The sequence below is a fragment of the Pseudodesulfovibrio hydrargyri genome (genome assembly GCF_001874525.1).
GTDB classification, from domain to species: domain Bacteria; phylum Desulfobacterota; class Desulfovibrionia; order Desulfovibrionales; family Desulfovibrionaceae; genus Pseudodesulfovibrio; species Pseudodesulfovibrio hydrargyri.
Window position 1 is genome coordinate 112,969 of the sequence record NZ_LKAQ01000001.1, and the last position, 24,993, is coordinate 137,961.

A 24,993-nucleotide genomic window follows, 5' to 3' on the forward strand; every position below is an offset into this window, starting at 1 on the left:
GCGCCCTTCTCCTCCGTGGAACGCACCCTATCACAATCGGGCGAAAAAAAAAGGAGCCCGAAGGCCCCTTTCCCAGCTGAATCGACCGCTTCGACGGCCCGTTCCGGTCAGGCCGCCTCACTGGCCTTGTCCAGGCCGCCCTCTCCGGGCTTCTCCAACGAATCCGCCATGTCCGCAAGTTCCACAGGCTGACGCTTGCGCTGCACGTATTTACGGGTGATGCGCCGCAGGGTCTCGGTCTTGCCTTCGCGCTCGGCCGGGGACAGGAACGAGGCCAGCTTGCGCTCGAGCTTGTAGGAATTCTGCTCCTTGCTGATGGCCACGATGCCTTCCATGACCAGCTTCTGGTTGAGCAGTTCGGCCCTGGTGGAATAGTTGATGTTTTCAGCAATGGGCGAGAACACCAGATGGGACAGGATCAGCCCGTAGAGAGTGGAGATGAAGGCCACCGGGATGTTCTTGAGGATCACGGCGGTGTCGTTGATGCCCATGAGCAGGCCAATGAGCCCGATGACCGAACCGGCCACGCCGAAGGCCGGGGCCGTGCGGGCCAGGGTCTGGAAAAACCGCTCGCTCTGCTGGCGGCGCAGGTTGAAGAAGGCCATCTCCGCGCTCAGGCACTCGCGGATCTCGTCCTCCTTGTAGTTGTCCACCAGCAGGCACAATCCGCTTTTCAGGAAGGAACCGGTCGCCTTGTTGGCCGAGCGTTCCAGGGAGAGCACGCCGTCCACCTTGGACTTGACCGACAGATCGAGCAGGGTATTGACGATCTCCTCGGCCGTGGTCCGGCCGTTGGAGTAGACGTTTCTGGCCACGGAAAAGGCGTTTTTGACGTGCCCCACCGGGTAGCTGATGAGCATGGCCGCGCTCAGGCCGGAGATGACCACCAGAAAGGCCGCCAGGTTGAAGTACGCCCCGGCCGCTCCGGTGAGCATGAAGCTGCCCGCGAAAATGGTCAGGCTCAGGCCGATGCCGATGAAATTTTTTCTACCCATGAATGCCTCCGATCGATCAGCTGTTGTTGGAAATGACGATTTCTACCCGCCGGTTCAGGGCCTGGTTGGCCGCCGAGGTGTCGGGCAGTTCGGGCTGGTACGCCCCCCGGCCGGTAACCATCAGCCGCTTGGGATCGATGCCGATGCGGTTGATGAGCTGGTCGGCCACGCCCGCCGCGCGCTCGGACGACAGGGTGAAGCTCTGCGCCCCCTGCGCCTCGCTCTGGTCCGCGAACCCGATGACGTGGACCTGCCCCACGCTCAGCCGGACCAGGTCCCCGATCTCGTCGAGGTAGGCCGCGGACTCGGGCTTGAGCTGCCCGGAATTGCCGTCAAAGAACAGGTCGCCGCGCAGGGTCACGCGCACACGCCCCCTGGCCTCGCGGACCACGGTGATACCGTTGGTCCGGGAACGGTACAGGACCTCGCTCTCGGCCACGCGGACCACGTCCTGCGACCCGCCGGTGGCGGTCCGGCTGGCGATCTGCCCGATGAGCCCGATGAGCGGATCGAGCGCGCTGGCCGACTGGGCCTTCTCCGCAGTCTGCCTGCTGAACAGGACCTTCACGTCCTGCCGCGTGCTGGCGTAGATGAACAGCACGGCGAAGAGCACGAACATGACCATCATCAGGTCGGACCACGGCACGGCCCAGTCATTGGCCCCTCGAGCCGGGTCCTCCCCTTCCATCTGGTGAAACGAGGTGAATCCCGAATCCATCTTTGTATCCATCTTCTGCATTGTCGCTCCCGCGTTCTCGAACGCACGGCTGCATTCCCGCGCGCACGATATAAAGCAAAAAACCTGCCAGGGTGATAATCGACCGGAATGACCGGAAAAGTTACGATACATGTCAGTTCGTGAACGGTCTCCCCGACGGGGATGCGGACCCGGCGTCAAGAGTCCGTCGTTGACGCGGGCCGGGATATGGGGAACATTCCGGGCATGCAAAAAGGCCCCTTCCGCAATCGTTCCCCCCTTGTCCTGGCCTCGGGCTCGCCCCGCAGGCGCGAACTGCTGTCCGACCTCGGCCTGACCTTCGACGTGCACCCGAGCCCGCTTGAAGAGCCCTTGCCCGGACCGGGCGAGTCGCCCGCCAGCTACGTCCTGCGCATGGCCGAACTCAAAACATTGGACGTGGCCGCCCGCTTCCGGGGCGCGACGATCATCGGCGCGGACACCGCCGTGGTCCTGGGCGACCGGATCATGGGCAAGCCGAGGTCCAGGCTTGACGCCCTGGAGATGCTGACCACCCTGTCCGGCGCCACTCACCAGGTGGTCAGCGGATTCTGCGTGGTCCTGCCCGACGGCAAGACCGTGTCCGAGGCCGTGAGCACGGACGTGGACATGCGCGTGTCCACCGAGGGCGAGTTGATGAGCTACATCGAAACCGGCGAGCCCATGGACAAGGCCGGGGCCTACGCCATCCAGGGTGTGGGCACCTTCCTGGTCACGGCCATACGCGGCTCCTACACCAACGTGGTCGGGTTGCCCGTGGCGCGAGTCCTGGAGGTGCTGACCGCCACGGGCTGCGTCGAGCCCCGGATGCCGTCCGATGGGTAATCCCCGAGGCGATTCCCCGCTCTTTTCCGTGCTCATGAGCACGTACAATCGGGCCGACAGGCTCCCGCTGGCCATACGTTCCATCGTGAAGCAGCAATATCCCCATTGGGAGCTGATCCTGGTCAACGACGGCGGCGAGGATGTCTCACGGATCGCCAACTCATTCCTATCAAAACGCATTACCCTGCTGAACTTCGAAGACAACAAGGGGAAATCCGCAGCCATAAACGAGGCGTTCCGCCACGCGAAAGGCGAATTCATCGCCTACCTGGATGACGACGACCAGTGGCTGCCCAACCATCTGCGGACGCATTTCGAGCGGTACGATCTGAATCCGGAAGCGATGTTCCACCATTCCGACACGCACCGAATCGTCCTTGAGCGGGACCGGCGCGGCAACGAGAAAGAGGCCTCGCGAAATCTCCTCTACGACGCACCGGTAGGATTCCGGGACTTCATTGCTCGCAACAGGATCACCTGGCTGTCCGTCACGCACAGACGGGAATGCTTCGCCGCGGTGGGCGGCCTGGACGAGCGGCTGCGGATACTGGTGGACTTTGATCTCTGGCGCCGGATGGCGGCCCGATACGAATTTCATCACATCCCCGAACACACCGGCGACTATTTCATCCATCGGCAGATCGACGGCCAGATGACGGGACTGGTCAGAAAGGACCCGCTCGCCTTCCTCTACGCCAACGCGCTTATCCAGCGCAAAGCCGTGCCCCCCGATCTCGCAAGGCTCCACAGTGAAGAGCTGTCCGCCGCGCGGCAAAAGGCCTATGTCGACTTCCTGACCGCAAGGGCCGAGGAGTTTCATTCCAGGGGGAATGAGAGACGGCGGAATGCGGCCCTCTCCCTGGCGGCAAAGATCCGGGGCCGGTAGCCGGGATTTCCCGATCCCCCCTTCGGCTTAACGGACCAGCCCCACCGGAATAAATGATGGCCCACCGTGACCAAGAAGGTTGAAGTCCTGCTCCGTTCGGGTATCATCGTTCACTACTTGGAACTGCTGCCGGGCCTCCTTCTGGCACGCCTCGCCAGCTCCTCCTCAATCCCCAAAATGGAGACCGCCATGACCGATACACCGGAAAAAACCATCACCGCAATCCTCGACGCCCTGGAAGGGGCGATCGCGATATTCGACGACCTGCTTCGGTCCATCCCGGCCGAGGCGTTGGACATCAAGCGCGGGGAAGGGTTCTGGACCCTGCGCGAGCACGCCGCCCACCTGGCCGATGTCCAGCCCATGGGACTGGAGCGGATGCGGCGTATCCTGACCGAGGACGTGCCCCAGTTCGTGCCGTTCTCCCCGGACCAGGAGAAGGAAACCGAAAAGCCGCCCCTGATCCCGGTGGATGAAATCATCGCCAACTTCAGGGCAGGACGGAAAAAACAGCTCGAACTACTGAAAAACGCCTCTGCCGACGACTGGAAACGGACCGCGATCCATCCCGAATACGAGCAGTACGGGCTGTTCATCTTCACCCGTCACATTCTCATGCACGACCACTGGCACATGTACCGGATGGAGGAACTGTGGCTGACCAGGGACGAATATCTGTCTAAACTCTAATGATGAAACCGCGCCCTTGCCGGGCGAGGCGGGCAAAAAGGATACACAATGGATTTACGGATAGAGAACGATTGCGCGGGCGTGGACTGGCAGGCCGTGGCCGACATCCTGAAAGAGGTCGGCATGGCCCACCATGCGCCCGGGGTGCACGCCAAAGCGTTCAAGGCCAGCCACACCACAGTGTTCGTCTACGACGGGGACAGGCTGATCGGCTTCGGCCGGGCCCTCTCGGACGGCGCGTACCAGGCGGCGATTTATGACTGCGCGGTACTCCCGGAGTATCAAGGGCACCGGCTCGGGACCAGGATCATGGACGCCGTCCTGGCCGGCGTGGGCGACTGCAACGTCATCCTGTACGCCGCGCCCGGCAAGGAAGGATTCTACCGGAAGCAGGGCTTCAGCAGGATGAAGACGGGCATGGCGCGGTTCGCCAATCCCGACGCCATGCGGGACAAGGGCTTCATCGAATAACCGCCCCTCCAGACACCGCGCACTACTTCTTGATGTACCGCGCCAGGTAGGTGAACTCGCCCAGGTCGACCACCGTGTCGCGGACGAACCCGTGGGGCGCGGTCAGCCGATCGGCGTCTTCCGGGCCGATGCGCTTGTCCGGAGACGACGGCCCCGGGCCCTGGGCGAACTTCTTGAACTCAATAAGCGCAAAGATGCCGCCGGGCACCAGCACCCGGCAGAGTTCCTCCATGAGTCCGGGCCGGGCCGATTCCGGCAGGTCGTGCAGCACCGTGGCCATGAACGCGGCGTCCACCGAGCCGGTGGGCAGATGGAGCGGCTGTGACAGGTCGGCCACCTTGGGCTCGACATTGCCCAGCCCCTCCTCGCGCGCGCTCTCGGCCAGGGCGGCGATGCCGTCCTCCCAGAGATCCAGGGCGTAGACCAGGGAGCCCGCGCCCAGCCGACGGGCCAGAGCCAGGGTGTAGTTCCCCGCGCCGCAGCCGAGATCGAGGTACGTGGCCCGCGAGCCGACCATGATGTTTTCGAAAGCGAGGTCCTGGTCGATGTGGTTGATGCTGCTTTTTCCGGCGGCCTTGGGCTTCACGTCCATGGGTGCTCCAGGTAAAGAAGTTGATTTCGTGTCAGGATACGCGCCGGGACCGGCGGCGTCAAAACCGCCGGTCGGACTATGGATTGACGTGTTTGCCCAGGATGGACAGGCTGTAGCGCTTGCCGTCCATCTCGGCAATGTCAGGCAGCTTGCCCCAGGTCACGAACCCGAAGGAACCGAACAGCCGCATGGACCCCTCGTTGTGGGAAAAGATATAGGCCACCACGGTCCGGATGCCCAGTTCCGGGGTCATGTCCAGGGACTCCTTGAGCAGCCTCCTGCCCAGCCCCTGCCGCCGGTATTCGGGAGCGATGTAGATGCTGATCTCGGCGGTACGGGCATAGGCCGGGCGGCCGTAGAAAGATTCGAAACTGACCCAGGCCGCCACCTCGCCGTCGATGCGCTCGACCATGATGGGCCGCTTGCCGGGCACGTGATTGTCGAACCAGGCCCGCTTTGACTCCACGCTGACCGGTTCGGTGTCGGCGGTGGCAAGCCGCGTGGGCACCGTGGAGTTGTAGATGTCGACGATTCTCGGGAGGTCTCTGTCGGTGGCGGGTTGCATGGGTTTACTCCTTGGATTCCCGGGTGTTGCCGATCTCGATATCGGTTGGCGAAGCAGACAATAAACGCCCTTTGCCCGGCATGCAAGATTTGATGAACGGCCGCCCCGATGGTTGCCAACGGACCAACTACAGGGGTTCCTTTTCGACCATTGCCTGCGGCCGCGTTTCCGATTATCAAGGCCGTAAACCGCAGCCCGGAGTCCGTCCATGTCCGCATCGCATCCCCTCGACAAGCTGGCCCTCGCCGTGGCCACCCTCGGCCCGGTGGGCCATTTTCCCAAAGCCCCCGGCACATGGGGCTCCCTGGCCGCCACCGTGGCCGCGCCCTCGCTATTCCTGACCCTGCCCCTGCCCTGGCGTGCCGCCGTGCTCGTGGGCGTCTTCCTCCTCGGCACCTGGGCCTGTGACCGGGCCGAAACCGTCATGGGCGAAAAGGACCCCGGCTGCGTGGTCGTGGACGAACTCTTCGGCCAATGGCTCACCCTGTTGTTCTACCAAGCCATGCCCCTATGGTATCTGGCCGCCGCCTTCGCCCTGTTCCGCGTCTTCGACATCCTCAAGCCCTGGCCCGTCAAATGGGCCGAAACAGCCTTTCCCGGCGGCTTCGGCGTCATGATCGACGACGGCGTGGCCGGACTCTACGCCATGGGCTGCCTGCATCTCCTTGCCTACCTCGTTTCCGTAATCGGGTAAAAGAAATGCCTCCGGCGGCCGGGCGTCTCCGACGGCCAGAGAACCTTTTGTTGCCGCTTCGCGGGGAGCGCACACTACTGTCCGCCGCGCTTCTCCGCTCACCGAGGTTTCGATTCCGCGCATGTAGGGGAAAAGCAATACTTCGTTCCTCCTAACGCCTCACGCGCATATGCGCATACAAAAAGTTTCGGAAGGAAAAGGGGATGAGGGGCCAGGGGAAGGAAAGCCCTTTTCAAAGGTTTTCCTTTCCCCCTTCCCCTGGCCGCCGGAGGCAAAATAAAAACGCCGCTCATATGAGCGGCGTTTTTTTACTTTGGCTATATTCTCGCCAGGCTATTTGACCACGAATTCGTCGCGGCGGTTCTTGGCCCAGGCGGTCTCGTTGTGGCCGGGGTCCACGGGATATTCTTCGCCGAAGCTGACGATCTTCATGCGTTCCGGTTCCACGCCGAGGATGACCAGGTGCTCGTAGGCGGCGCGGGCACGGCGCTCGCCGAGGGCGAGGTTGTATTCCTCAGTACCGCGCTCGTCGCAATGGCCTTCGATGACCACGTTGACGCCGTCGAACTTGCGCAGGATGGTGGCCTTCTGGGCCAGGACGGAACGGGCTTCGTCACTGAGTTCATAGGAATTGAAGGCGAAGTGGATGGTCACGCTGGTCAGTTCCTGGACGGCCTCGGCCTTGGCCCGGGCCTGCGCCTCGGCGGCCAAGGTGGCTTCATCTACACCAGACTCCTGCTGCGGCGGAGTCCACTTGGTGTTGCTATCGTCCTGGACTCCGACCGAACCTTCGGTCGGCTCCGTGGTTGTGGATTTCTTTGCACAGCCGGCAAAGAGAAGAAGGGACACGGCCATGAGGGCCACCATTCCAACATACCATTTGATTTTCATGCTCACTCCTTGATAGAGCCGTCGCTCGGCTTTATTTACAGTAACCCGAGAGCGCTCGGTTTTCGCACATTTTACGGTGTACCTTTTCCCAGATAAAAATCAACCCTGATTATATGTCAATTACCACTGCAGGGACGTATCCCAAGCGGGCGCGAAGGCCGCCCCCTTACCAGTGGATATCTTGCGCGGCGCGTCTCCGTGCCGGGTGGTCAGGTACAGCTGGTACTGACCGGTCCGGCTGGACGCGAAGGCCACGAAGTAGCCATCCGGGCCGAAGGCCGGATATTCGTCGTTGCCCGGACCGAAGGTCAGCTGCCTTTCGCGCCCGGTCTCAAGGTCGTGCAGATAGATACGATGCCCGTCCGAGGTCTGGTGAGTGTAGGCCACGTACCGCCCGTCCGGGCTCAGGCACGGATGGGTGTTGTATTTGCCCGTGGAAGTCACGCGTTGGACCCGGCCGGACTTCATGTCCAGAAGGTAGATATGCGGATTCCCCGCCCTGCCCGAGGTGAAGGCCATCTTGGAACCGGTGCGGTCGAAGCTCGGCGAGACGTCGATGTACGGGCTTGCGGCCAGCCGCTTGCCGACCTTCAAGGTCTTGCTCAATTCGTAGATGTTGGTCGTCCCGTTCAGGTTCAGCGAGGCGTAAAGCACATCGTTCGGTCCGTAGACCGGGCTGATGACCGTGTCACCCAGCCCCTTGGCGATACGCCGGATCTTCTGCGTCTTGTGATCGTAAATGCACAGCTCGTGGCGCTCGTTGCCGATATGGGTGAAGGCCAGTTGGTCGCCGTTGGCGGACCAGGCCGGGCTGAGATTGAATCCGCCCAGGTCGGTGATCTGCGTAAGCCCCCTGCCTTGCGGCAGGACGGTGTAGATCTCCTTGGTCTTGCCCACCTGTTTGACGAAGGCGATGGGCGAATCAAAGAATCCTTTCTTGCCGGTCAGAGCCTCCAGGAAGGCGGAACAGAACCGGTCGGCCACCATGGGCAGCTTGTCGGCCACGTCGCGGTAGGCCTTGCCCACGACCCGGCGGCCGCTGAAGGTCTCGTACACGCGGGCCTCAAGATACTGGCCGTTCCATCCCGTGGTCATGCACAGGTCAACGCGGGCCAGCTGGAATGGCTTGAAATCGATGTCCTCTGCGGTCACGCCGTGGCTCGGGTCGCCGCCAAGCAGCGTGCTAGGCGAAACCAGCTTGAGGAACGGAATATACGTGAGGTCGGTAGCCACCAGTTCCGCAAACGCCTTGGCCTCGGCAGCGGGCACGGGCTGACCGTCGAGCCCCTTGGGCGGAAGCAGGGTTATGTTGACAATCCGCTGGCCCGGGCCATGGATGTCTACGGTCGGGATGCCCTGGGCCGAGGCGAGCGCGGCCGTGAGACACATGAGGACAAATGAGGCAAAAAATGTAGTTATCTGTTTCATACTGTCTACTCTGGTAGGTCCTGACTGTTAAAAACGACCTTGATACGCCGCTCACGCTCGGTAGGCGGTTTCTCCACATACTCGGTATACTTGATCGCTCGTAATGCAGAAGTATCAAATAATGAGTTATTCGAGGATTCCACGATCTTCGAAGAAAGAATCTTGCCATCTTCCGCAATGGATATCTCAACGACAGCCCTGAGGTTCACATCCCTAGTTACTGAAAATGTCCAATTTCTCCTGATGGTAAAACTGACTTTTGTTGTATACATATCAGTCACACCGGATCCTATGCCTCCCACTGTCCCGCCTTCCCGGCCGCCCTCCTGGCCGCCGTGCTCGTAGACGCCGCTACCCTCCTGCCTCCTCAGGTTGTCCAGAGCGCTGGACAGGGCGCTCTGCTTGGCCGCTTCCTCGCGCTTGGCCTGGGCCTTGGCCGCGGCCATGCCCTCGGCCAGCAGTTGCTGTGCCGTCTTCTGCGGCTTGGGCTTCGGTTTAGGCTCCGGTTTGGGTTCGGGCTTCGGCTTGGGTTTGGGCTCGGGTTTCGGCTTTGGGTCATCTTTCTTTTTGACCACGGTCTTCTTCTCGACCTTCTTGGGGCTGATGTCCTTGACCTCGGGCTCCGGCTCGGGTTTCGGTTCAGGCTTGGGCTCAGGCTTGGCCTCAACCACGGGCACGGGCTTGGCCTCGGCCTGCTCGGGCTTGGCCTCCACCACAGGCACGTTCGGGGCCTGGGCCGGAGCCTCGGCCTTGGCCTGCACCTTGACGGGCGGGCCGGATGGAGGCGGCGCCAGGGAGATCAGGTCCACGTTGTACACGGGCCGGTCCATGTTCACGCGCGTGGCCGTATAGTTCACGCCGTACAGCGCGAAGACGAATATGCCCGCGTGGAACAATAGGGAGAGGAGAAAACCGAGGCCCTGCCGCATATCTATAGCAACTCTGGAGATTTACTTGTTTTTGTCTTGCTTGGGCTGTTCGGCCACGATGCCGAGCCTGTCGATGCCCGCGGCCTTGATCTCGCCCATGACCTGGACCACGGTGCCGTAGGGGACTTCCTTGTCCGCGCGCAGGAAGAGCTGTTTCTTCTGCTTGGCCACCAGCCGCTGGATGTATGCCTGCAGCTCGTCCAGGGCCACCTGGTACTCGTCCAGGAAGATCGTGCCGTCCTTCTTCACGGACAGGACCAGGTGCTCGGAATCCTGGGGCAGGTTGCGGACCGTGCGCGTGGTCGGCAGGTCCACCTCCACCCCCTGGGTCATGAGCGGGGCCGTGACCATGAAGATGATCAGCAGGACCAGCATCACGTCCACAAAGGGCGTGACGTTGATCTCGTTGAGGAACCCGCCGCCGGTCTTGATCGCCATGGCTCGCTCCTAGTCCCGCTCGGGCTTGTCGGCCCAGGCGATCTCGCGTTCGGCGCGGTTCAGGAAGGCCCCGGCGAAGTCGACCATGCCGGACTCGACCTCGTTCAGCTTGCCCAGAAAATAGTTGTAGAAAATGGTCGCCGGGATGGCCACGAGCAATCCGATGGCCGTGGCGATGAGCGCTTCCGAGATGCCGGGCGCCACTGTGGCCAGGGCCGCGCTCTGGGCCATGCCGATGGAGTGGAACGAGTGCATGATGCCCCAGACCGTGCCGAACAGGCCGATGAACGGGGCCGCGTTGGCGCAGGTGGCCAGAAACGGCAGGTTGCGGGTAAGGGAGCGCATCTCCTTGGAGATGCCCTGCTTGAGCACGCGGCGCAGGGTGTCCTTGACCAGCAGCCGTTTGCGCTCGCGGTTGACGTCGGCCTTTTCCAGCAGCCGGAACTCCTTCACGGCCAGGGACGAGACCCGGGCCAGGGGCGAGTCGTCCTTGTCGCCCAACCCCTTGATTCCCTTGGCCAGATCACCTGCGGCAACAAACGCGTCGTAGCCCTGGATGACCTTCTTGCGGGCCGTGCCGATGGTGAAGAACTTGAAGAAGATGATGGTCCAGCTCCACAGGGACATGCATCCCAGAAAGAGCATGACCAGCTTGACCGCCAGGGTCGCCCCGGCAAGCAGGGACAGGATGGAGTTGTCGGGCAGAAAATTCATGGTTGCACCTTTTCGGGTCTATGGGCCGTCGGGCCCGCTTCATGCGAAGAAAGCCGGGCCTCAAGCAAGCCTCGGCTTTCCTGTTGTACTGTACGTGTCTACGCCTTCATGGTCACGGATTTGCGACGAACCGGAAACATCATTTCATGCACCGCTGCACGATTTCCCACGCATTGGCCTCGGTCTGCCGGTATTCGTCCACCGTCAGCCCCGCGCCCAGGGCGATGGTCCTGCGCAGATCCTCGCCCACCAGGTCGCGCGGGGCGTGGGCGTCGTTGTTGACCACGAGTTTCGCCCCGTGTTTGCGGGCCATGGCGGCCACGTGGCCGTTGGTGTAGCTGTGTCCGCCGCGCGTGGTGATCTCCAGGGCGACTCCCTTTTCCACGGCGAGCTTGACCTCCTCGTCGGTGATCAGGCCGGGATGGGCCAGGATGTCCACCCCCGCCTCGATGGCCGCCAGGTTGGTGCCGGGGGCCACGGGCTCCACCGGCGTCTCGCCGTGCATGACCACCACCTGCGCTCCGGCGTCACGCGCGCTCTTGACCATCTCGGCGATGAGCGCGGGCGGCACGTGGGTCAGTTCGACCCCGGCCAGGACGTTGATGTCGAAGAAGTGCCCGTGTTTCTTGACGAAGCGAAGCACGTTTTCGAGGATGTGGTAGGTGGTCGCCTCGTCCGCGTGGTCGGTCATGCAGAGGGCCTTGTAGCCCAGCACTTCGGCCCGGCGGACGAGTTCGGCGGGGATCAGTTCCCCGTCGCTGAAAATGGTATGGGTGTGCAGATCGATCATGCGGGGCCTACATCTTGTATTTGATGTCGTCTTCTGAGAGCTTGTCCAATTCTTCCTGCCACTTGTCGGCGTTTTCCGTCTTGATGACCGTTTCGGGATGATCCGGGAACGCGCCCCCGGCCTCATTGAGGACCGCCTCGCCCGCGAAGATGGGGCATTCGGCGCGCACGGCCAGGGCAATGGCGTCCGACGGGCGGCTGTCCAGGCGCAGGGTCTCCTCCTTGGCCGAGACCACGATCTCGGCGAAGAAGGTCCCGTTCTCGATGTCGGTGATCTCCACGCGATTGACGGTGCCGCCCAGGGAGCGGACGGCGTTGAGCAGCAGATCGTGGGTCATGGGCCGGGGGAACGGCACCTTGTTGATGGCCATGGATATGGCCATGGCCTCCATGGCCCCGATCCAGATGGGCAGGACCCTGGTCTCTTCCTCGTCCTTGAGGACGATGATCGGAGACTTGCCCGCCTCGTCCACCGCCAGTCCGAAAATTTCGACCTTTACCACGGCTCGCCCGTCCTCTCTCCCACCAGGGAGTGTTTCTTGGCTTCCACTATCCTCACCGGGACCATCATGCCGGTCAATCCAGCGGTCTCCGACATGGAGACGTTGACGATCCGCCCGGCCGGGTCGCGCCCCTTCCAGGAGACGGCGTCCCCGTCCTGCATGCGGCTCAACCCTTCCATGAACGCGTCGGTCCGCGCGCCCACAAGATTCTTTAGACATTCTCTAGTAATATTATTTTGCAGAGTCTGCAAGCGCAGCAACCGCTCGGAAGCCTCTTCGGCCGGGACCTTGGGCTCCATATTCACGGCCGCCACGCCGGGCCGGTCGGAATACTTGAAGGAAAAGCTCGACTCGAAACCCACCCGCTCGACCATGTCCAGGGTCTGCTGGAAGTCCTCCTCGGTCTCGCCGGGAAAGCCCACGATGAGGTCCGTGGTCAGACTGATGTCCGGCCTGGCCGTGCGCAGCCCGTCCACGATGGACAGGTAGCGTTCCATGTCATACTTGCGGCGCATGGCCTTGAGCACCTTGTCCGACCCGGCCTGCATGGGCAGGTGGAGGGAGGGGCACAGGTTCGGCAGCTCGCCGAAGGCCCGGATGACCTCCCCGGCGATGTCCTTGGGGTGCGAGGTGGTGAAGCGCAGCCGGTCCAGGCCGGGAATGGCGGCCACGGAACGCAGGAGCTCGGCGAAGCTGACGCCCACCCCGCCCTTGTCCAGGCCGAAGCTGTTGACGTTCTGCCCGAGCAGAGTGATTTCGCGCACGCCGCCTTCCACCAGCAAACGGCACTCGTCCAGGATGGCCTCCGGGGTGCGCGATTTCTGGCGGCCCCGGGTATAGGGCACGATACAGTAGGCGCAGAAGTTGTCGCACCCCTGCATGATGTTGACGAAGGCCTGGCGGGATTCATCGGCGGCCACGGGCTGGTCGGGCTGTTCGCGTTCCTCGTACAGGGTCACGAAATCCAGCAGGGCCGCGCGCTCCTCTCTGCCCGCCGCAATGCGTTCGAGCGCGTTGGGCGCGCCCGCGATGCCGTCCGAACCGAAAACCAGCTTAACGAAGGGGAAGCGCTCGAAAAAGCCGCGTCCCACCTGCTGGGCCACGCAGCCGCCCACGGCGGCGAAGACGTTCTCGTCGCGTCTGAGGTGCGCGGCCACCCGGCCGAGTTCGCTGTAGACCTTCTGCTCGGGCTTGTCGCGCACGCTGCAGGTGTTCAGGATGTAGACCTGGGCGTCCTCGGCGCCGGTCTCCTCCCACCCCCTGCTTTCCAGGGCGCGGGCAAGCCACTGCGAGTCGTGGACGTTCATCTGGCACCCGAAGGTGGTGATGTGAAATTTCATATCCGTTCATCCGGCCGCAATGCGGCCGGTCCTTTTCGTTTCAGGCCGATATTTCGGCACGGTTAAGGGGGCAATTATACACTGGCGAGCCAAGTGTCTACAAAGTGCAAGGTTTTTCTCAACGTCTCTTCTTCGGTCAGTTCGGTGTTGTCGATGACGAACTCGGCCAAGGGGTCCTGCTCAAAGGGGACATCCACCCCGACGACATCACCCAATCCATCGAAATCATACCCTGTTTCCTTGCGTACAAGGGCCTTGCGGTAGAGGTCGGCCATGACCTTTCCCGCAGGCCGGGAGGCCTCGCGCACCATGGCCGTTTCCAGGTCGCAATGCACGAAGATTTCAGCGAAGCGAAAAATTTTTTCCCGGGCGGTACGGCGCATGGACACCCGGTAGGCGGAGCCGTCCAGAATCACGTTACGCCCCTCGCGAGCCAATCCGGCCGCCTCCTCGGCGAACATCCGGTAGGCCGTCTCGCGCTCCTCGGGAGTGTACTCGGGTTCCGGGAAATAGGCCTTGCGCCGCTCGTCCATCTGCAGCAGGACCGCGTCCACGCCCCGGCCTTGCAGCGCGTCGCGCAGGCCGCGCGACAGGGTGGACTTGCCGCTGCCGGGCAGGCCGACCACCCAGATCGCCCAGCCTTCCCCGGTCCGGTCGGCCATGGCTACTCCAGGTACCGGTTGACGTGTTCCCAGTCGAAGACCTGGTCTTCGAGGACATTGGACACGAAATTGAACAAGCGGCGGCGCACCGGATCGGGGTGGTCGGGGTACCACTCGGGCGAGGCGATAACCAGACCGCGGAAGACGCAGAACGGGGCCAGGACCTCCAGTACCTCGGTATCCCCGGTGCGCTCCAGGTATTCACTGAAATAGGCCAGGTACAGTTCCCGGAAGGGACCGGCCAGCTTCTCGTGGTCGTACAGCGCCCAGAGCAGATAGTTGACGGCCATGGAGGCCAGGTCGCCGCCCGGCTCGCCCCACTCGCCCCGGCTGCGGTCGAGCACCGAAAAGTCCCCATCGTCGGAAACCAGCACGTTCCACGGGTGGAAATCCCCGTGCACCGCGCTCAGCCGGTGGGCATACCCCTTCAGTTTCCAGCGCCAGTCGATGAGCCGCTTTTCCAGGGTCTTGAACCGATCCGGGCCGAAAAAGGCGTAGTCCCGGGGAAAGGCCTCGTCCACCAGCCCGAGGATGCACTCGCTGGCCCCGAGCAGGTTGCGGATGCGTCGGGAGTACAGGGGCGGGTCTTCGAGCTTTTCGGCGTGCACTCCGGCCAGCCAGCGGGCGAACTCGCGGGCCGTTTCCAGGTCCCGGTCGAGCAGTTCGCTTTTGCGGATGCGTTCCAGGTCCAGGAAGTAATCGTGCCCTTCGAGCTTCTCGTTGACGATGAAAAACTCTTTGGGGTCGCGTACCGGGATGAGCGCGTCCGCGCCGTCCACGTAGCCGAATCCGAGGGGATGGACATGGCGGGGCATGCGGGCCGAGGTCTCGTACTGGAACATGAGGATGGCCGCCCGGTCCCAGTAGAACTGATGGCCGTACTTGTCCCCTTTCATGACCGAGAACACGGCCTCCCGGACCTCGCTGCCGACCTGAAAGCGGACCAGAAGAGGCTTGCCGTAGCCGAAACCCTTCATGCCCTGGGCGTTGAGACTGCCGATGTCGCCCGCGCCCAGAAGGCGGACTCCGTCGCCGTACACGCGCCGCAGGTACGTTTCGATGGCCTGGACCTTGAGTTCGATCATGTCGCCCTCCTCGGCCCCATCGGGCCGCAGGCTACGTCAGTGGTCCGAAGACCGACTCGTAGCGCTCGGTGAATTCCTCCAGGGTGAAGGTGTGCTCCTGGGTGCCCTTGAACTCCACCGCGTAGGTGGCGCAGGTGGCGCCCAGCTTGCAGGATTCGGCCACGGTCTTGCCCATGGACAGTCCCTTGAGCAGCCCGGCGCGGAAGGCGTCCCCGGCCCCGGTGGGGTCGAGCACTTCCCTGGCCGGGACCACGCCGATGGTGGTGTCGCCGTCCTTGCAACTGACCATGGAGCCCTTTTCGCCCAGGGTGGTGATCAGGTAGCCGACCTGGCCGACGATGTCCTCCTTGGACATGCCGGTGGACTTCATGACCATCTCCAACTCGTAGTCGTTGACGATCAGAATCTCCGCGCCGTTGATGGCCTTTTTCAGATTGTCGCCGCCCAGGGCCGGAATCTGCTGGCCCGGGTCGAAGATGTAGGGGATGCCGTTTTCGCGGTAATATCTCGGGTGATCGACCATGTCGTTGACGTTGCCCGGCGCGATCAGGCCCATGGCGTCGGACGGGTCGATGCGGGTCATGTCGTACTGGCTGGGGTATTTCATGGCCCCGGGGTTGAATCCGTTGATCTGATTGTCCGACATGTCCGTGGTGATGTAGCACCCGGCGGTGAACTCCTGCTCGATGGTCCGGATGCCGTCCAGGGCGATGCCGTAGTGCTGGAGCCGCTCGTCGTAGGGGCCGAAGTCCTTGCCCACCTGGCTCAGGATGGTCGATTTCTCGCCGAGCAGGGACAGGTTGTAGGCGATGTTGCCGGCCGTGCCGCCGAAGCGTTCGACCAGCCCGTCCACCAGGAAGGAGACGTTGAGAATATGTATTTTATCCGGCAAGATGTGATTGGAAAACTTGTCGGGGAAGGTCATGATGCGGTCGAAGGCCAGAGACCCGGAAATGTAGATCTGCATGAATACTCCTTAGAAACGAATTCGGTTGACCGGAACCTACGTGCATGCCCGTCCCCCTGTCAACGGGGGCCCTTATTCCTTAACGGCCCCGGTCGTTTCGTCCCTGATCCAGGTAAGGAAATCCGGATTGCCTCCGGTGATCGCCAGGGAGACAACGCACGGCACCTCATAGCCGTGGGCCGCCTGGACGGCTTCGGTTAGCGCCTCCACCAGGTCGTCCCGTGTCTTGGCGATGAGCACCGTCTCCTCGCCCCGCTCCACCTTGCCCCGCCACCAGTAGAGCGAGCGCATGCCGGGCAGGATATTCACGCAGGCGGCCAGCCGCTTCTCCACGAGCATCCCCCCGACGGCCTCGGCTTCGGCCTCGTCGGCGCAGGTGATGTAGATGAACGACTCGGACATGGGCTCCTCCATTTTTATTGATGATACATGGTTCGGCAGCGGACGCAACCGGCGCGGGGAAAGCTTGGCGCTTGAGCCGAGCGGCCGCAGATGCTAACAACCCTCCGACACGGAGTATGTATGAACAAGAAAGAACGCGCAGCCGAAATTTTCGACCGTCTCTCGCAACGATACCCTACCCCCAAACCGGCCCTGGACTATACCACGGCCTGGGAACTGCTGGTGGCCACGGCCCTGTCCGCCCAGTGCACGGACGAGAGGGTGAACAAGGTCACCCCGGTCTTCTTCGAACGCTGGCCGACGATCGAAGACGCGGCCGGGGCCGACGTGGCCGAAATCGAGGACGTGGTCCGTTCCACCGGATTCTTCCGCAACAAGGCCAAGAACATCAAGGCCGCGGCGCAACGCATCATGAGCGAATACAACGGCGAGGTGCCCCGGACCATGGCCGAACTGATCACGCTCGGCGGCGTGGCCCGCAAGACCGCGAGCATCGTCCTGGCCAACGCGTTCGGCGTGAACGAGGGCATCGCCGTGGACACCCACGTCAAACGGCTGGCCTTCCGCATGGGGCTGACCACCAAGACCGACCCCATTCCCATCGAAAAAGACCTCATGCCGCTCTTTCCGCGCAAGACCTGGGGCGACGTCAACCACCTCCTGGTCTTCTTCGGCCGCGAAGTCTGCCCGGCGCGCAAGCCCAAGTGCGACATCTGCGAGCTCAATGACATCTGCCCGAAAAAGGGGGTCGCGTAATGACCAGGCCCGGCGATTTCACCATCCACGCCACGGACAACCTGGCCCGGCGCGCCACCCTGGGCACGGCGCACGGCGACATCCAGACGCCCATATTCATGCCGGTCGGCACCCAGGGCACGGTCAAGAGCCTGACCCCGCTCGACCTGGAGGAGATGGAGGCCCAGATCATCCTGGGCAACACCTACCACCTGTACCTGCGGCCCGGCGACGATCTGGTCGCCCGGCGCGGCGGCCTGCACAAGTTCGCGGGCTGGAAGCGGCCCATCCTGACCGACTCCGGCGGGTTCCAGGTCTTCAGCCTGGAGGGCATCCGCAAGCTCTCCGAGGAAGGCGTGGAGTTCCGTTCCTACATCGACGGGTCCAAACACTTCTTCTCCCCGGAAAAGGCCATCGACATCCAGAGAAACCTCGGCTCGGACATCATGATGGTGCTCGACGAGTGCGTGGGCTACGGCAACGACCGCGCCTACACCGAGAAGTCCCTGGAGATGACCACCCGCTGGGCGCGGCGCTGCCGCGACCACTACCCCAAGGGCAGCGGCGGCCAGCTCATGTTCGGCATCGTCCAGGGCGGATTCTACAAGGACCTGCGCGACCGCAGCCTTGAACAGCTGCGCGAGATCGACTTCGAGGGGTTCGCCATCGGCGGCCTGTCCGTGGGCGAGTCCACCGAGGAGATGTACGACATCCTGCACCACATCGCGCCCAAGCTGCCGCATGAAAAGCCCCGCTATCTCATGGGGGTGGGCACGCCGCTGGACATCCTGGAAGGGGTCTCGGCGGGCGTGGACATGTTCGACTGCGTCCTGCCCTCGCGCAACGCCCGCAACGGGACCCTGTTCACCTCCACGGGCAAGATCAACATCAAGCGCGCCGAATACGCAGAGGACGACTCGCCGCTGGATCCGAACTGCGGCTGCTACACCTGCCGCAACTTCACCAAGGCGTACCTGCGCCACCTGTACATGGCCAAGGAGCTGCTCTCCTACCGGCTGAACACCTACCACAACCTGTACTTCTACCTGGACCTGATGAAACAGATCAGAAAGGCCATCGAGGAAGGCTCCTTCCGCGAGCTCAAGGGCAGATACGAAGCGGCCTACGGCCAGCGCTAGGCTTCGGGATCAGGAACGCTGCGGGCAACGGCCCGCCTCGTCTTCCGGGACGATGCCGAACACGGCGCCCGGGTATTCCTCGGCGCATTGCAGCAGGGTCATGTTGGCCTCGCTGTTGGCCGTGGCCTCGCCCAGACCGCCCAGGATACTGTCCAGGAAGCCGTACTTCTGGTCGAACTCGGCAAAGACACGCTGCTCGCCTTCCATGTTCACGGCCCGGATGACGTCGAGCACGCGCACGTCCGCCAATTCCCGGGCCGGGGCATAGACCTCGCACCCCGGCACCTCGGCCGGGATGGTGTAGCCCGCCTGCTGCAGCACGCGGAACAGGTCCGAGACCAGGGTGGCCGGGGCCATGAGGCCGTCGGATATCTCCTCCACGGACGGCAGTTGGCCGCCGTCGTGGAATCGCTTGGCCAGCACGACCATCATCAGCACCGCGATCTTCTGCCGTTCATACGGCGTGGCCGAGCCGAAATAGCGCTGCTTGACGAAGGAATTGATGTTCTGCCAGGCGTGGCTGACCTGGGCCCCCAGCAGGACGATGACCCAGCTGAGATAGATCCAGACCAAAAGCAGCGGCAGCTGGGCGAAGCTGCCGTAGATGGCGTTGTACTTGACCGCGCCGATCTGCCAGTTGATGTACAGCCACTGGGCCATCTGCCACAGCACCCCGCCGACCGCGCCGCCGAGGAGCGCGGCCCGGACGCGCACGCGGGTGTTGGGAATGAAGGCGTACATCATGGAAAAGGCCATGATGATCAGCAGATAGGGAACGGCCTTGAGGAACACGGTCTCCAGATAGCCGATGGCCTTGAGGCTCATCAGACGGGCGATGAAGTCCTGGTTCTGCAGGCTGAAGTTGAAGCTCGAAGCGATGAACAGGAAGATCGGGCCAAAGAGGATGATCGGGAAAAAGTCCGTGATCCTGCGCCAGGCGGACCGCCCCTTGTTCACGCTCCAGATGACGTTGAAGGCCTTTTCGATGGTCCCCACCAGAGAGAGGACGGTGAAGAGCAATGTGACCACGCCGACCCAGCCCAGGGCCTGAACATTGGTCCGGTCGATGTATTCGATGATCTTGTCCGCCACCTCGGGCTGGCCCGTGGTCAGGTGCAGGATCAGGTCGCGCATCTTGCCGGTGTTCTGGAAACCGAACCCCTTGGAGATGGAGAAGGCCACGGCCAGGAACGGGACGATGGACAGGATGGTGGTGAAGGTCAGGGCCGCCGCGCGGATGATGGTCTGATCCTTCACGAAGCTGAAGAACACCAGGTAGAGCAGGCGGCAGGCACCCCGCCAGGTGCGCAACCAGTACGGCGTCTCCGGGGTGTTGCGCTCCCAGATGTCCTCCACCAACCGCCTCTTCAGCTGTATGACCTTCCGCGCCAGACTCATGACCGCTCCACGTTGGAATTGAGGTTTCGTCCTGGTTGTCGCTTACATCTTTTGCGAACGCGCAGGCAAGCCCGCTGTCCTCCGATCAGAACAGATCCCGCAGAAATTCAAAGGACTTCTTGGGCAGGCTCAGGATGTTCAGCACCGTGTCGTTAACGATCTTGCCCGTGGGCACCTCCACCTTGGGGTCGGTCAGCTTGCCCGTCAGATGCAGGGTCACGCTCGGCACGGCCACGAAATCGTTGCGAATGGACAGGTCGATGGTGTTGGCGGGCAGGCTGAAGCCTCCCTCTCCGTAAGACTGCAACACGGGCGGGGCCTCAAGCCGGAATTGGTCGAGGGTGAACACCCCCTGCTTCACCGTGGCCTCGGAGGATGCCCGGCGGAAGGTCGTCCGCCCTTCGGTCTTGCGCTGCACGTCCGCGCCGATCTGGAGGGTCCGGCCCGCATTGGCCTGCTTGGGCTTGAGGTCCCATCCTGTGAACTTGAACGATCCGTTGGTGATCCGGAGCGAGGCCGTGCCGTCCAGGTTGGCCAGGATGTCGTCGTCGGTCCGTCCCACGCTGTACAGGTCCGCCTTGATGTCCGTCTCTCCGCGCAGATATTCGCGTTCGGCCATGTCCTCCATGAACGGACCGGCCTGCATGCCGTTCACGTCCAGAACCAGGTGCAGGTCCAGGGCCTTTTCGTCCGCCTGGCCCTCCAGGTCCGCCTTGAGCGTCCCCCCGTGGATCCTGCCTTGCACTTCGGCCAGATGGATGGCTCCCTCGTTGGCACGGACAAATCCTTCCAACGACTCGCTGCGGACCCGGGCCAGGGTGAACTCCTGAAAGAGGACCTTGCCGTTGAGTTTGAGAAAACGGAGAAATTCGAGCGGCAGGTCGGTGGGTGTGGACTCGGGCTCCCTGCCCTCGCGGACGTCGCTCAAGGTGGGAGCCGGTGCGGGCGTCAGGTAGCGGTCCAGGTTAAAGGACCCGGCGGCCAGGGAAAAGGCGAACAGGGGATGCGCATACCCGGTGGCGACCACATGGCCCTTGACCGGAGTGCCGTCCAGTTCGCCGCTCAGCTCGCTCAGGGTGAACCCCTCACCATCGGCCTTGAACCGCGTCTTCAGGGACGCGCTCCGCAGGGCGTCGGTATCCCTGGTGCGGATGTTCTCGCCGGTCAGGAGATAGACGATTCGCTTGGGATCGGCCTGGGCAACGGACAGGCTGCCCTCGACCCGCCGGTCCTTGGCCCCGCCCGCCAGCCGCGCGTCGCCCGCCAGCGTGGTCTCGAATGCCTGGATCACGGTGTCGGTCAGGGCCGCCTCGCCGCCCTTGGAGTCGAAGGCGACCTTGCCTCCGAAGGTCAGCCGACTGGCCGCCTTGGGCAACAGGGAGGTGGTCAGGTAGCCATTGACGGCCATGCCGGAGCTCTTGGCGCGGAGTTCGTCGACAGCCGTGGAAAACGGTCCCTCGGCCGTGACGTTTACCGATTCAAGGTCGCCGCCGCTGCGCAGCTTCAACCCCGCGGACAGCACGGAGTTCCATACGCCCTTGGCACCTTTTCCATCGGGACGGACCTTCAATTCCAGGTCGGCCTTGGAATACTCCAGGGAGAGCGGATCGCCCTTTATCCGCCTGGCCTCGGCCCTGCCCTGTCCAAGGGATAACCGGACGAGGCCGGTAAGATGCTGCAGGATGTAGATGGAACGGACCTCGGGCGGGCAGGACATGGCCGGGACCGAGAATTCCAGGTGGGCCGTGCCCGGTCCGTCGAAACGCACCGGAGTGCGGTGCAAAAACTCGAACCCGCGCCGCTGGGACTCGGCGTCAAGCACGCCGTTCAGGGCCAGGGTCGGCTCGCCCTTCCCGGCCTCGCCCAGGACCACGGTCATGCTCCCGCCCAGGGAGGCCAGGCCTTCGCGGATGGCCCCGGCGTCAAAGGCGATGCCCCTGTCCGTGGCGTCCACATTCAGACGGATGTCCGAGACCAGGGTGTCCAGGACATCGAAGCCGTCCGCCCGGATCGTGCCGCTGCCCCGGAAGGCCCGGAAGAACGGCAGGCTGAAGTCGTCCCAGACGAACGGGGTGCCGGTGCGGAACAGGGGCAGGTAGTTGTCCAGATCGATGGTGTCGGCCCGCAGGGCAAAATCGAAGACCGGACGAGTCCAGTCCTTGAAGCCGCACTGGCCGCGCACGGTGATGTCGTCCAGGGTCAGGATGAGGTTTTCGAAGCTCGCTCCGTCCTCGGTGACGTGCACGTAGGAAGCCAGCGCGCTGCTGTTCAATCCGTCCACGTCCTTGATCGGCAGGTCCGGAGCGTATTGGGCTATGAGCCGGCGCGGCGCGAAGGGATGCACGGTGATGTGCCCCCTGAAGTCCAGCCCCTTCTCCAGGTCGCCGGAGGTCATGTCGCCCTCGGCGAGCAAGCCGAACAGGCTGGCCTTGAAATCCTCGAAGGCCACGGTCCGCTTGTCCCAGTCCAGGTCCATCCTGGCGATGAATTCGCCTGGTTCGGCCTTGTCGGGCAGGAAATCGCCGTACACCCTGGCCTGTACGCTCGCCTGCGAAAAGACCGGCGGGGTGCCGTCGTCCATGACCCGGACCATGCCCTTGAGGACCAGATCGGCCTTGATCCCCTGGTCGGCCCAGGAAAAGTCGCTCCGGAGGGAGAACGGCACGTCCTCTCCCAGAGTCACGGTCCCGGTGTGGATGTCGATGCCGGAGAGCTTGTATTCGGTGCCAGCCATCTCGTCGCGAAACAGAATCTCGGCGTCGGTGATCTCCACACTGTCCACGGCAAAGGTCCATTCCTGGTCCGGGGACGGGCCGGACATGGCGCGCCCGCTCCGCTCAAGCATGGATTGCCAGTTGAAGACGCCCGCCTTGTCGCGGACCAGGACTCCCTCGACCCCGGCAAGATCCAGGGAATCCACTTCAATGCGCCGGGAAAGAAGCGGGATGATCCGCACGCTGATGTCGATGTCGTCGAACCGGGCCGCCGGGCCGTCGCCAAAGCCCGGGGCCTCCCCTATGGCCAAATCCTCCACGGTCAGTGCCAGCCGGGGCCAGATCGCGATGTCCAGGTCCCCTTCCAGGGTCACGGGCCGGGCCAGGATGGCCTCCAGAGTCTGGGTGAACCGGGCGCGGAACTCGCCTGTGTCGATATAATAAGACGCCCACAGCAGCACGCCGGTGCAGACCAGGATGAGCGCCACCAGGCACTCGATCAGGATGCGCGGCAACCGTTTAAGCATGCTCCTCCCCGTCCCCGTTGTCGCTACGTTCGCGGACGCTCATGCACAGGGCGCTCGCCCCGAACTCGAGGCCTGTCTTGCGGGCGATACGCGGGCACTTGACCTTGAAGGCACAGAACACGCCGGGCCAGAGCCCGTCCAGGGCCTCGAAATTCCCCTGCCCCTTGCTCAGGATGACGTCGCTTCGGCGCATGCGCTCGATGAATTCGACGGTGCAGCGGCTCAGAACCGTGCCGGGCGTGTCCACGCCGGACTCCACCACGGAGCACAATTCGGTCATGCCCACGGTCCTCGCGTCGGCCATGGTCGCGTCATTGAGCACGGGCCGGGAGCGGACAGCGTAGGTCACCTCGCAGCCGAGCCGGGTCAGTTCGCGGACCAACAGGGTGTCGAGGACGATCTCGCCGGTGTTGTCGCCCAGAATGAGCACGGACGCTCCCCGGACCAGCTTTTCGCGCAAGACGGCCAGCACTTTCGGGGACACGGATTCGGCCACCTCGGCCAACTCCTTTTCCAGGTCGAAATCCAGCTCCACGCCCCGGTCGATGTAATTGCCGATGATGGCCAACTCCAGGGCCAGGCCCAGAGGGTCGCCCGCGCCGCGCTGGGCCTCCACCCGCTCTTCCAGCGACGGCAGCAGCCCGAGGACAAAGGCGTTGGCCTCCCGCTTGTCCTGCGCGTACAGGTCGGTGCAGCCGGAAATCTCGCGGACCAGTTCGGCCAACTGGCGGGCGATGGCCGGCGGCGGCTCGTCCATGTCCAGCCGGGGAAGCAAAGCCTCCCACCGAGCGACGATTTCCTCGCGGAGGGCGGGGTCGTCAGGGCAGGCGATCTCCGCCTCCCTGACCGCCATTCGCCTGAAACAGGGCATGCATTCGAGGGCAGTATCCATGGGGCAATCCGTCTTTGATAGGGCAATTCGGGATCACGGAGAATATGGCCGACCATAACTCCATGACTTCAAAGAGTAATCGCACAACACCCCGCCATTGGCAAGGCGGGGTTCGGAATCGTTCGGAATAGATCAGGAAGATTCGGGAAAACAATCCGGGGTCAGGCCGACCACGGAGATGCCCGCCCGGTCGGCGAACTCGATGGCCGCCTCACGGTCGAAGAACAGGCTCTTGCCCGCCTCAACGCCCAGGCAGGTGGCCTTGCCCTCGGCCATGAGCCTGAGGGTGTCCAGGCCGAGGCTCGGCAGATCCACCTCCTTCTGCTGGCCGGGCTTGAAGACCTTGACCACCGTGCACTCCGGTCCGCCGTAGGAAAAACCTCGGCGCAGGGTCTCGTCCGTACCCTCCAGGGCCTCCACGGCGGCCACGATGCCCTCGCGGACCACCACGCACTGGCCCACGTCCAACCGGCCGAGCTCCTTGGCGACGTCCCAGGCGAACCTGAGGTCGCTCCACTCCCGGTCGTTGGGCCGACGGCGGGTCATGACCCCCTCGGGCGAGAGCAGGTCCGGCATGTATTCATGGGCCGGAACCACGGTCATGCCCTCCTTCTCGAACTCCCGGGCGATGACGCCCAGCAGGGCGGCGTCGCCCTTGTCCTTGCGGCCCAGGACGAGCTTGATGGCCCGCATGTCCAGGTGGCGGATGTCCATGACCTTGGGCTTCTCGATGGTCCCGGCCATGATGACCTTGTCCACCTTCTCGTCCTTGAGGAAGCCGATCAGCTGGTTGAGCTTGCCAAGCTTGAGTTCCCGAAAGACGTCGGCCAGCGGGGCCACGTCCATATTGGTGTGGCCCGTGAACCCGGCCACCACGAGCCGGTGGCCCCTGGCTTTGACGCCACGGGCCACCAGAACGGGGAACTGCTTGCCTCCGGCAATGAGGCCGATGGTGCTGACAGGCTCGGTCATGCCGTATTGCAAGG

Annotated in this window: 27 protein-coding genes; 7 read left to right on the forward strand and 20 right to left on the reverse strand. The window is 63.3% G+C overall.

The window, feature by feature from the left end; all coding sequences use genetic code 11:
* Positions 1-107: 107 nt before the first annotated feature.
* Positions 108-995: a motility protein A gene (locus BerOc1_RS00550; protein ID WP_071543784.1), complete on the reverse strand. Its 888-nt coding sequence runs from the start codon at positions 993-995 to the stop codon at positions 108-110.
* 16 nt (positions 996-1,011) lie between these two features.
* Positions 1,012-1,734, reverse strand: coding sequence for an OmpA/MotB family protein (locus BerOc1_RS00555; RefSeq protein ID WP_071543785.1), 723 nt, complete (start codon positions 1,732-1,734; stop codon positions 1,012-1,014).
* 204 nt (positions 1,735-1,938) lie between these two features.
* Here BerOc1_RS00555 and BerOc1_RS00560 point away from each other — a divergent pair, with 204 nt between their 5' ends.
* The 4 genes from BerOc1_RS00560 to BerOc1_RS00575 all read left to right on the forward strand — a co-directional run bounded on the left by BerOc1_RS00560 (position 1,939) and on the right by BerOc1_RS00575 (position 4,603).
* Positions 1,939-2,556 (forward strand): Maf family protein, encoded by a 618-nt coding sequence (locus BerOc1_RS00560; protein ID WP_071544478.1) that lies wholly within the window; start codon positions 1,939-1,941, stop codon positions 2,554-2,556.
* Positions 2,549-3,442 carry a glycosyltransferase family 2 protein gene (locus BerOc1_RS00565; protein WP_071543786.1) on the forward strand — a complete coding sequence of 298 codons (894 nt, stop codon included), beginning with the start codon at positions 2,549-2,551 and terminating at the stop codon, positions 3,440-3,442. Before BerOc1_RS00560 ends, BerOc1_RS00565 begins: the two co-directional genes overlap by 8 nt.
* A 189-nt stretch (positions 3,443-3,631) precedes the next feature.
* Positions 3,632-4,132 (forward strand): DinB family protein, encoded by a 501-nt coding sequence (locus BerOc1_RS00570; protein ID WP_071544479.1) that lies wholly within the window; start codon positions 3,632-3,634, stop codon positions 4,130-4,132.
* Between the two features lie 48 nt (positions 4,133-4,180).
* Complete coding sequence (locus BerOc1_RS00575; RefSeq protein ID WP_071543787.1) at positions 4,181-4,603, forward strand: GNAT family N-acetyltransferase; 423 nt, start codon at positions 4,181-4,183, stop codon at positions 4,601-4,603.
* A 22-nt stretch (positions 4,604-4,625) separates the two neighbouring features.
* On the opposite strand, the gene BerOc1_RS00580 is transcribed toward BerOc1_RS00575, so the two are convergent.
* A complete protein-coding gene (locus BerOc1_RS00580; RefSeq protein WP_071543788.1) occupies positions 4,626-5,195 on the reverse strand; it encodes a class I SAM-dependent methyltransferase in 570 nt (189 codons plus the stop codon).
* A 76-nt stretch (positions 5,196-5,271) separates the two neighbouring features.
* Complete coding sequence (locus BerOc1_RS00585) at positions 5,272-5,760, reverse strand: GNAT family N-acetyltransferase (RefSeq protein WP_071543789.1); 489 nt, start codon at positions 5,758-5,760, stop codon at positions 5,272-5,274.
* 208 nt (positions 5,761-5,968) lie between these two features.
* Between BerOc1_RS00585 and BerOc1_RS00590 the strand changes: the two genes are divergently transcribed.
* Positions 5,969-6,454 (forward strand): phosphatidylglycerophosphatase A family protein, encoded by a 486-nt coding sequence (locus BerOc1_RS00590; protein ID WP_071543790.1) that lies wholly within the window; start codon positions 5,969-5,971, stop codon positions 6,452-6,454.
* Positions 6,455-6,787: 333 nt separating this feature from the next.
* Here the strand turns inward: BerOc1_RS00590 and pal are convergent, their stop codons facing one another.
* The 12 genes from pal to cutA all read right to left on the reverse strand — a co-directional run bounded on the left by pal (position 6,788) and on the right by cutA (position 16,602).
* A complete protein-coding gene (pal, locus tag BerOc1_RS00595; protein ID WP_071543791.1) occupies positions 6,788-7,345 on the reverse strand; it encodes a peptidoglycan-associated lipoprotein Pal in 558 nt (185 codons plus the stop codon).
* 120 nt (positions 7,346-7,465) lie between these two features.
* Positions 7,466-8,773, reverse strand: a complete 1,308-nt coding sequence (locus BerOc1_RS00600) for a beta-propeller domain-containing protein (protein ID WP_071543792.1) — start codon at positions 8,771-8,773, stop codon at positions 7,466-7,468.
* Positions 8,774-8,778: 5 nt separating this feature from the next.
* Entirely contained in the window at positions 8,779-9,702 is a 924-nt protein-coding gene (locus BerOc1_RS00605; protein ID WP_071543793.1) for an energy transducer TonB, read from the reverse strand.
* Positions 9,703-9,723: 21 nt separating this feature from the next.
* Positions 9,724-10,140: a protein TolR gene (gene tolR / locus BerOc1_RS00610; protein WP_071543794.1), complete on the reverse strand. Its 417-nt coding sequence runs from the start codon at positions 10,138-10,140 to the stop codon at positions 9,724-9,726.
* 9 nt (positions 10,141-10,149) lie between these two features.
* A complete protein-coding gene (locus tag BerOc1_RS00615; protein WP_071543795.1) occupies positions 10,150-10,854 on the reverse strand; it encodes a MotA/TolQ/ExbB proton channel family protein in 705 nt (234 codons plus the stop codon).
* Between the two features lie 139 nt (positions 10,855-10,993).
* Complete coding sequence (locus BerOc1_RS00620) at positions 10,994-11,644, reverse strand: histidinol phosphate phosphatase domain-containing protein (protein WP_071543796.1); 651 nt, start codon at positions 11,642-11,644, stop codon at positions 10,994-10,996.
* Between the two features lie 7 nt (positions 11,645-11,651).
* The gene (locus BerOc1_RS00625; RefSeq protein WP_071543797.1) at positions 11,652-12,146 is read right to left on the reverse strand and encodes a bifunctional nuclease family protein; all 495 of its coding nucleotides are present in this window, start codon (positions 12,144-12,146) and stop codon (positions 11,652-11,654) included.
* Positions 12,140-13,486 (reverse strand): tRNA (N6-isopentenyl adenosine(37)-C2)-methylthiotransferase MiaB, encoded by a 1,347-nt coding sequence (gene miaB / locus BerOc1_RS00630; RefSeq protein ID WP_071543798.1) that lies wholly within the window; start codon positions 13,484-13,486, stop codon positions 12,140-12,142. The genes BerOc1_RS00625 and miaB overlap by 7 nt, the downstream gene beginning before the upstream one ends.
* Before the next feature lie 74 nt (positions 13,487-13,560).
* Positions 13,561-14,148 (reverse strand): adenylyl-sulfate kinase, encoded by a 588-nt coding sequence (locus BerOc1_RS00635; RefSeq protein WP_071543799.1) that lies wholly within the window; start codon positions 14,146-14,148, stop codon positions 13,561-13,563.
* Positions 14,149-14,150: 2 nt separating this feature from the next.
* Positions 14,151-15,233, reverse strand: a complete 1,083-nt coding sequence (locus BerOc1_RS00640; protein ID WP_071543800.1) for a phosphotransferase family protein — start codon at positions 15,231-15,233, stop codon at positions 14,151-14,153.
* Between the two features lie 31 nt (positions 15,234-15,264).
* Positions 15,265-16,200 (reverse strand): carbohydrate kinase family protein, encoded by a 936-nt coding sequence (locus BerOc1_RS00645; RefSeq protein WP_071543801.1) that lies wholly within the window; start codon positions 16,198-16,200, stop codon positions 15,265-15,267.
* A gap of 72 nt (positions 16,201-16,272) precedes the next feature.
* On the reverse strand, positions 16,273-16,602 hold the full coding sequence (gene cutA / locus BerOc1_RS00650) for a divalent-cation tolerance protein CutA (protein ID WP_071543802.1): 330 nt from the start codon (positions 16,600-16,602) through the stop codon (positions 16,273-16,275).
* 120 nt (positions 16,603-16,722) lie between these two features.
* Here cutA and nth point away from each other — a divergent pair, with 120 nt between their 5' ends.
* Positions 16,723-17,358 carry an endonuclease III gene (nth, locus tag BerOc1_RS00655; RefSeq protein ID WP_071543803.1) on the forward strand — a complete coding sequence of 212 codons (636 nt, stop codon included), beginning with the start codon at positions 16,723-16,725 and terminating at the stop codon, positions 17,356-17,358.
* A complete protein-coding gene (tgt, locus tag BerOc1_RS00660; RefSeq protein ID WP_071543804.1) occupies positions 17,358-18,476 on the forward strand; it encodes a tRNA guanosine(34) transglycosylase Tgt in 1,119 nt (372 codons plus the stop codon). Before nth ends, tgt begins: the two co-directional genes overlap by 1 nt.
* 9 nt (positions 18,477-18,485) lie before the next feature.
* On the opposite strand, the gene BerOc1_RS00665 is transcribed toward tgt, so the two are convergent.
* The 4 genes from BerOc1_RS00665 to BerOc1_RS00680 all read right to left on the reverse strand — a co-directional run bounded on the left by BerOc1_RS00665 (position 18,486) and on the right by BerOc1_RS00680 (position 24,979).
* The gene (locus tag BerOc1_RS00665; RefSeq protein WP_071543805.1) at positions 18,486-19,874 is read right to left on the reverse strand and encodes a YhjD/YihY/BrkB family envelope integrity protein; all 1,389 of its coding nucleotides are present in this window, start codon (positions 19,872-19,874) and stop codon (positions 18,486-18,488) included.
* Positions 19,875-19,959: 85 nt separating this feature from the next.
* On the reverse strand, positions 19,960-23,115 hold the full coding sequence (locus BerOc1_RS00670) for an AsmA family protein (RefSeq protein WP_084640984.1): 3,156 nt from the start codon (positions 23,113-23,115) through the stop codon (positions 19,960-19,962).
* Entirely contained in the window at positions 23,108-24,007 is a 900-nt protein-coding gene (locus tag BerOc1_RS00675; protein WP_071543807.1) for a damage-control phosphatase ARMT1 family protein, read from the reverse strand. Before BerOc1_RS00675 ends, BerOc1_RS00670 begins: the two co-directional genes overlap by 8 nt.
* A 132-nt stretch (positions 24,008-24,139) precedes the next feature.
* Entirely contained in the window at positions 24,140-24,979 is an 840-nt protein-coding gene (locus BerOc1_RS00680; protein WP_071544480.1) for an LpxI family protein, read from the reverse strand.
* Positions 24,980-24,993 lie beyond the last annotated feature (14 nt).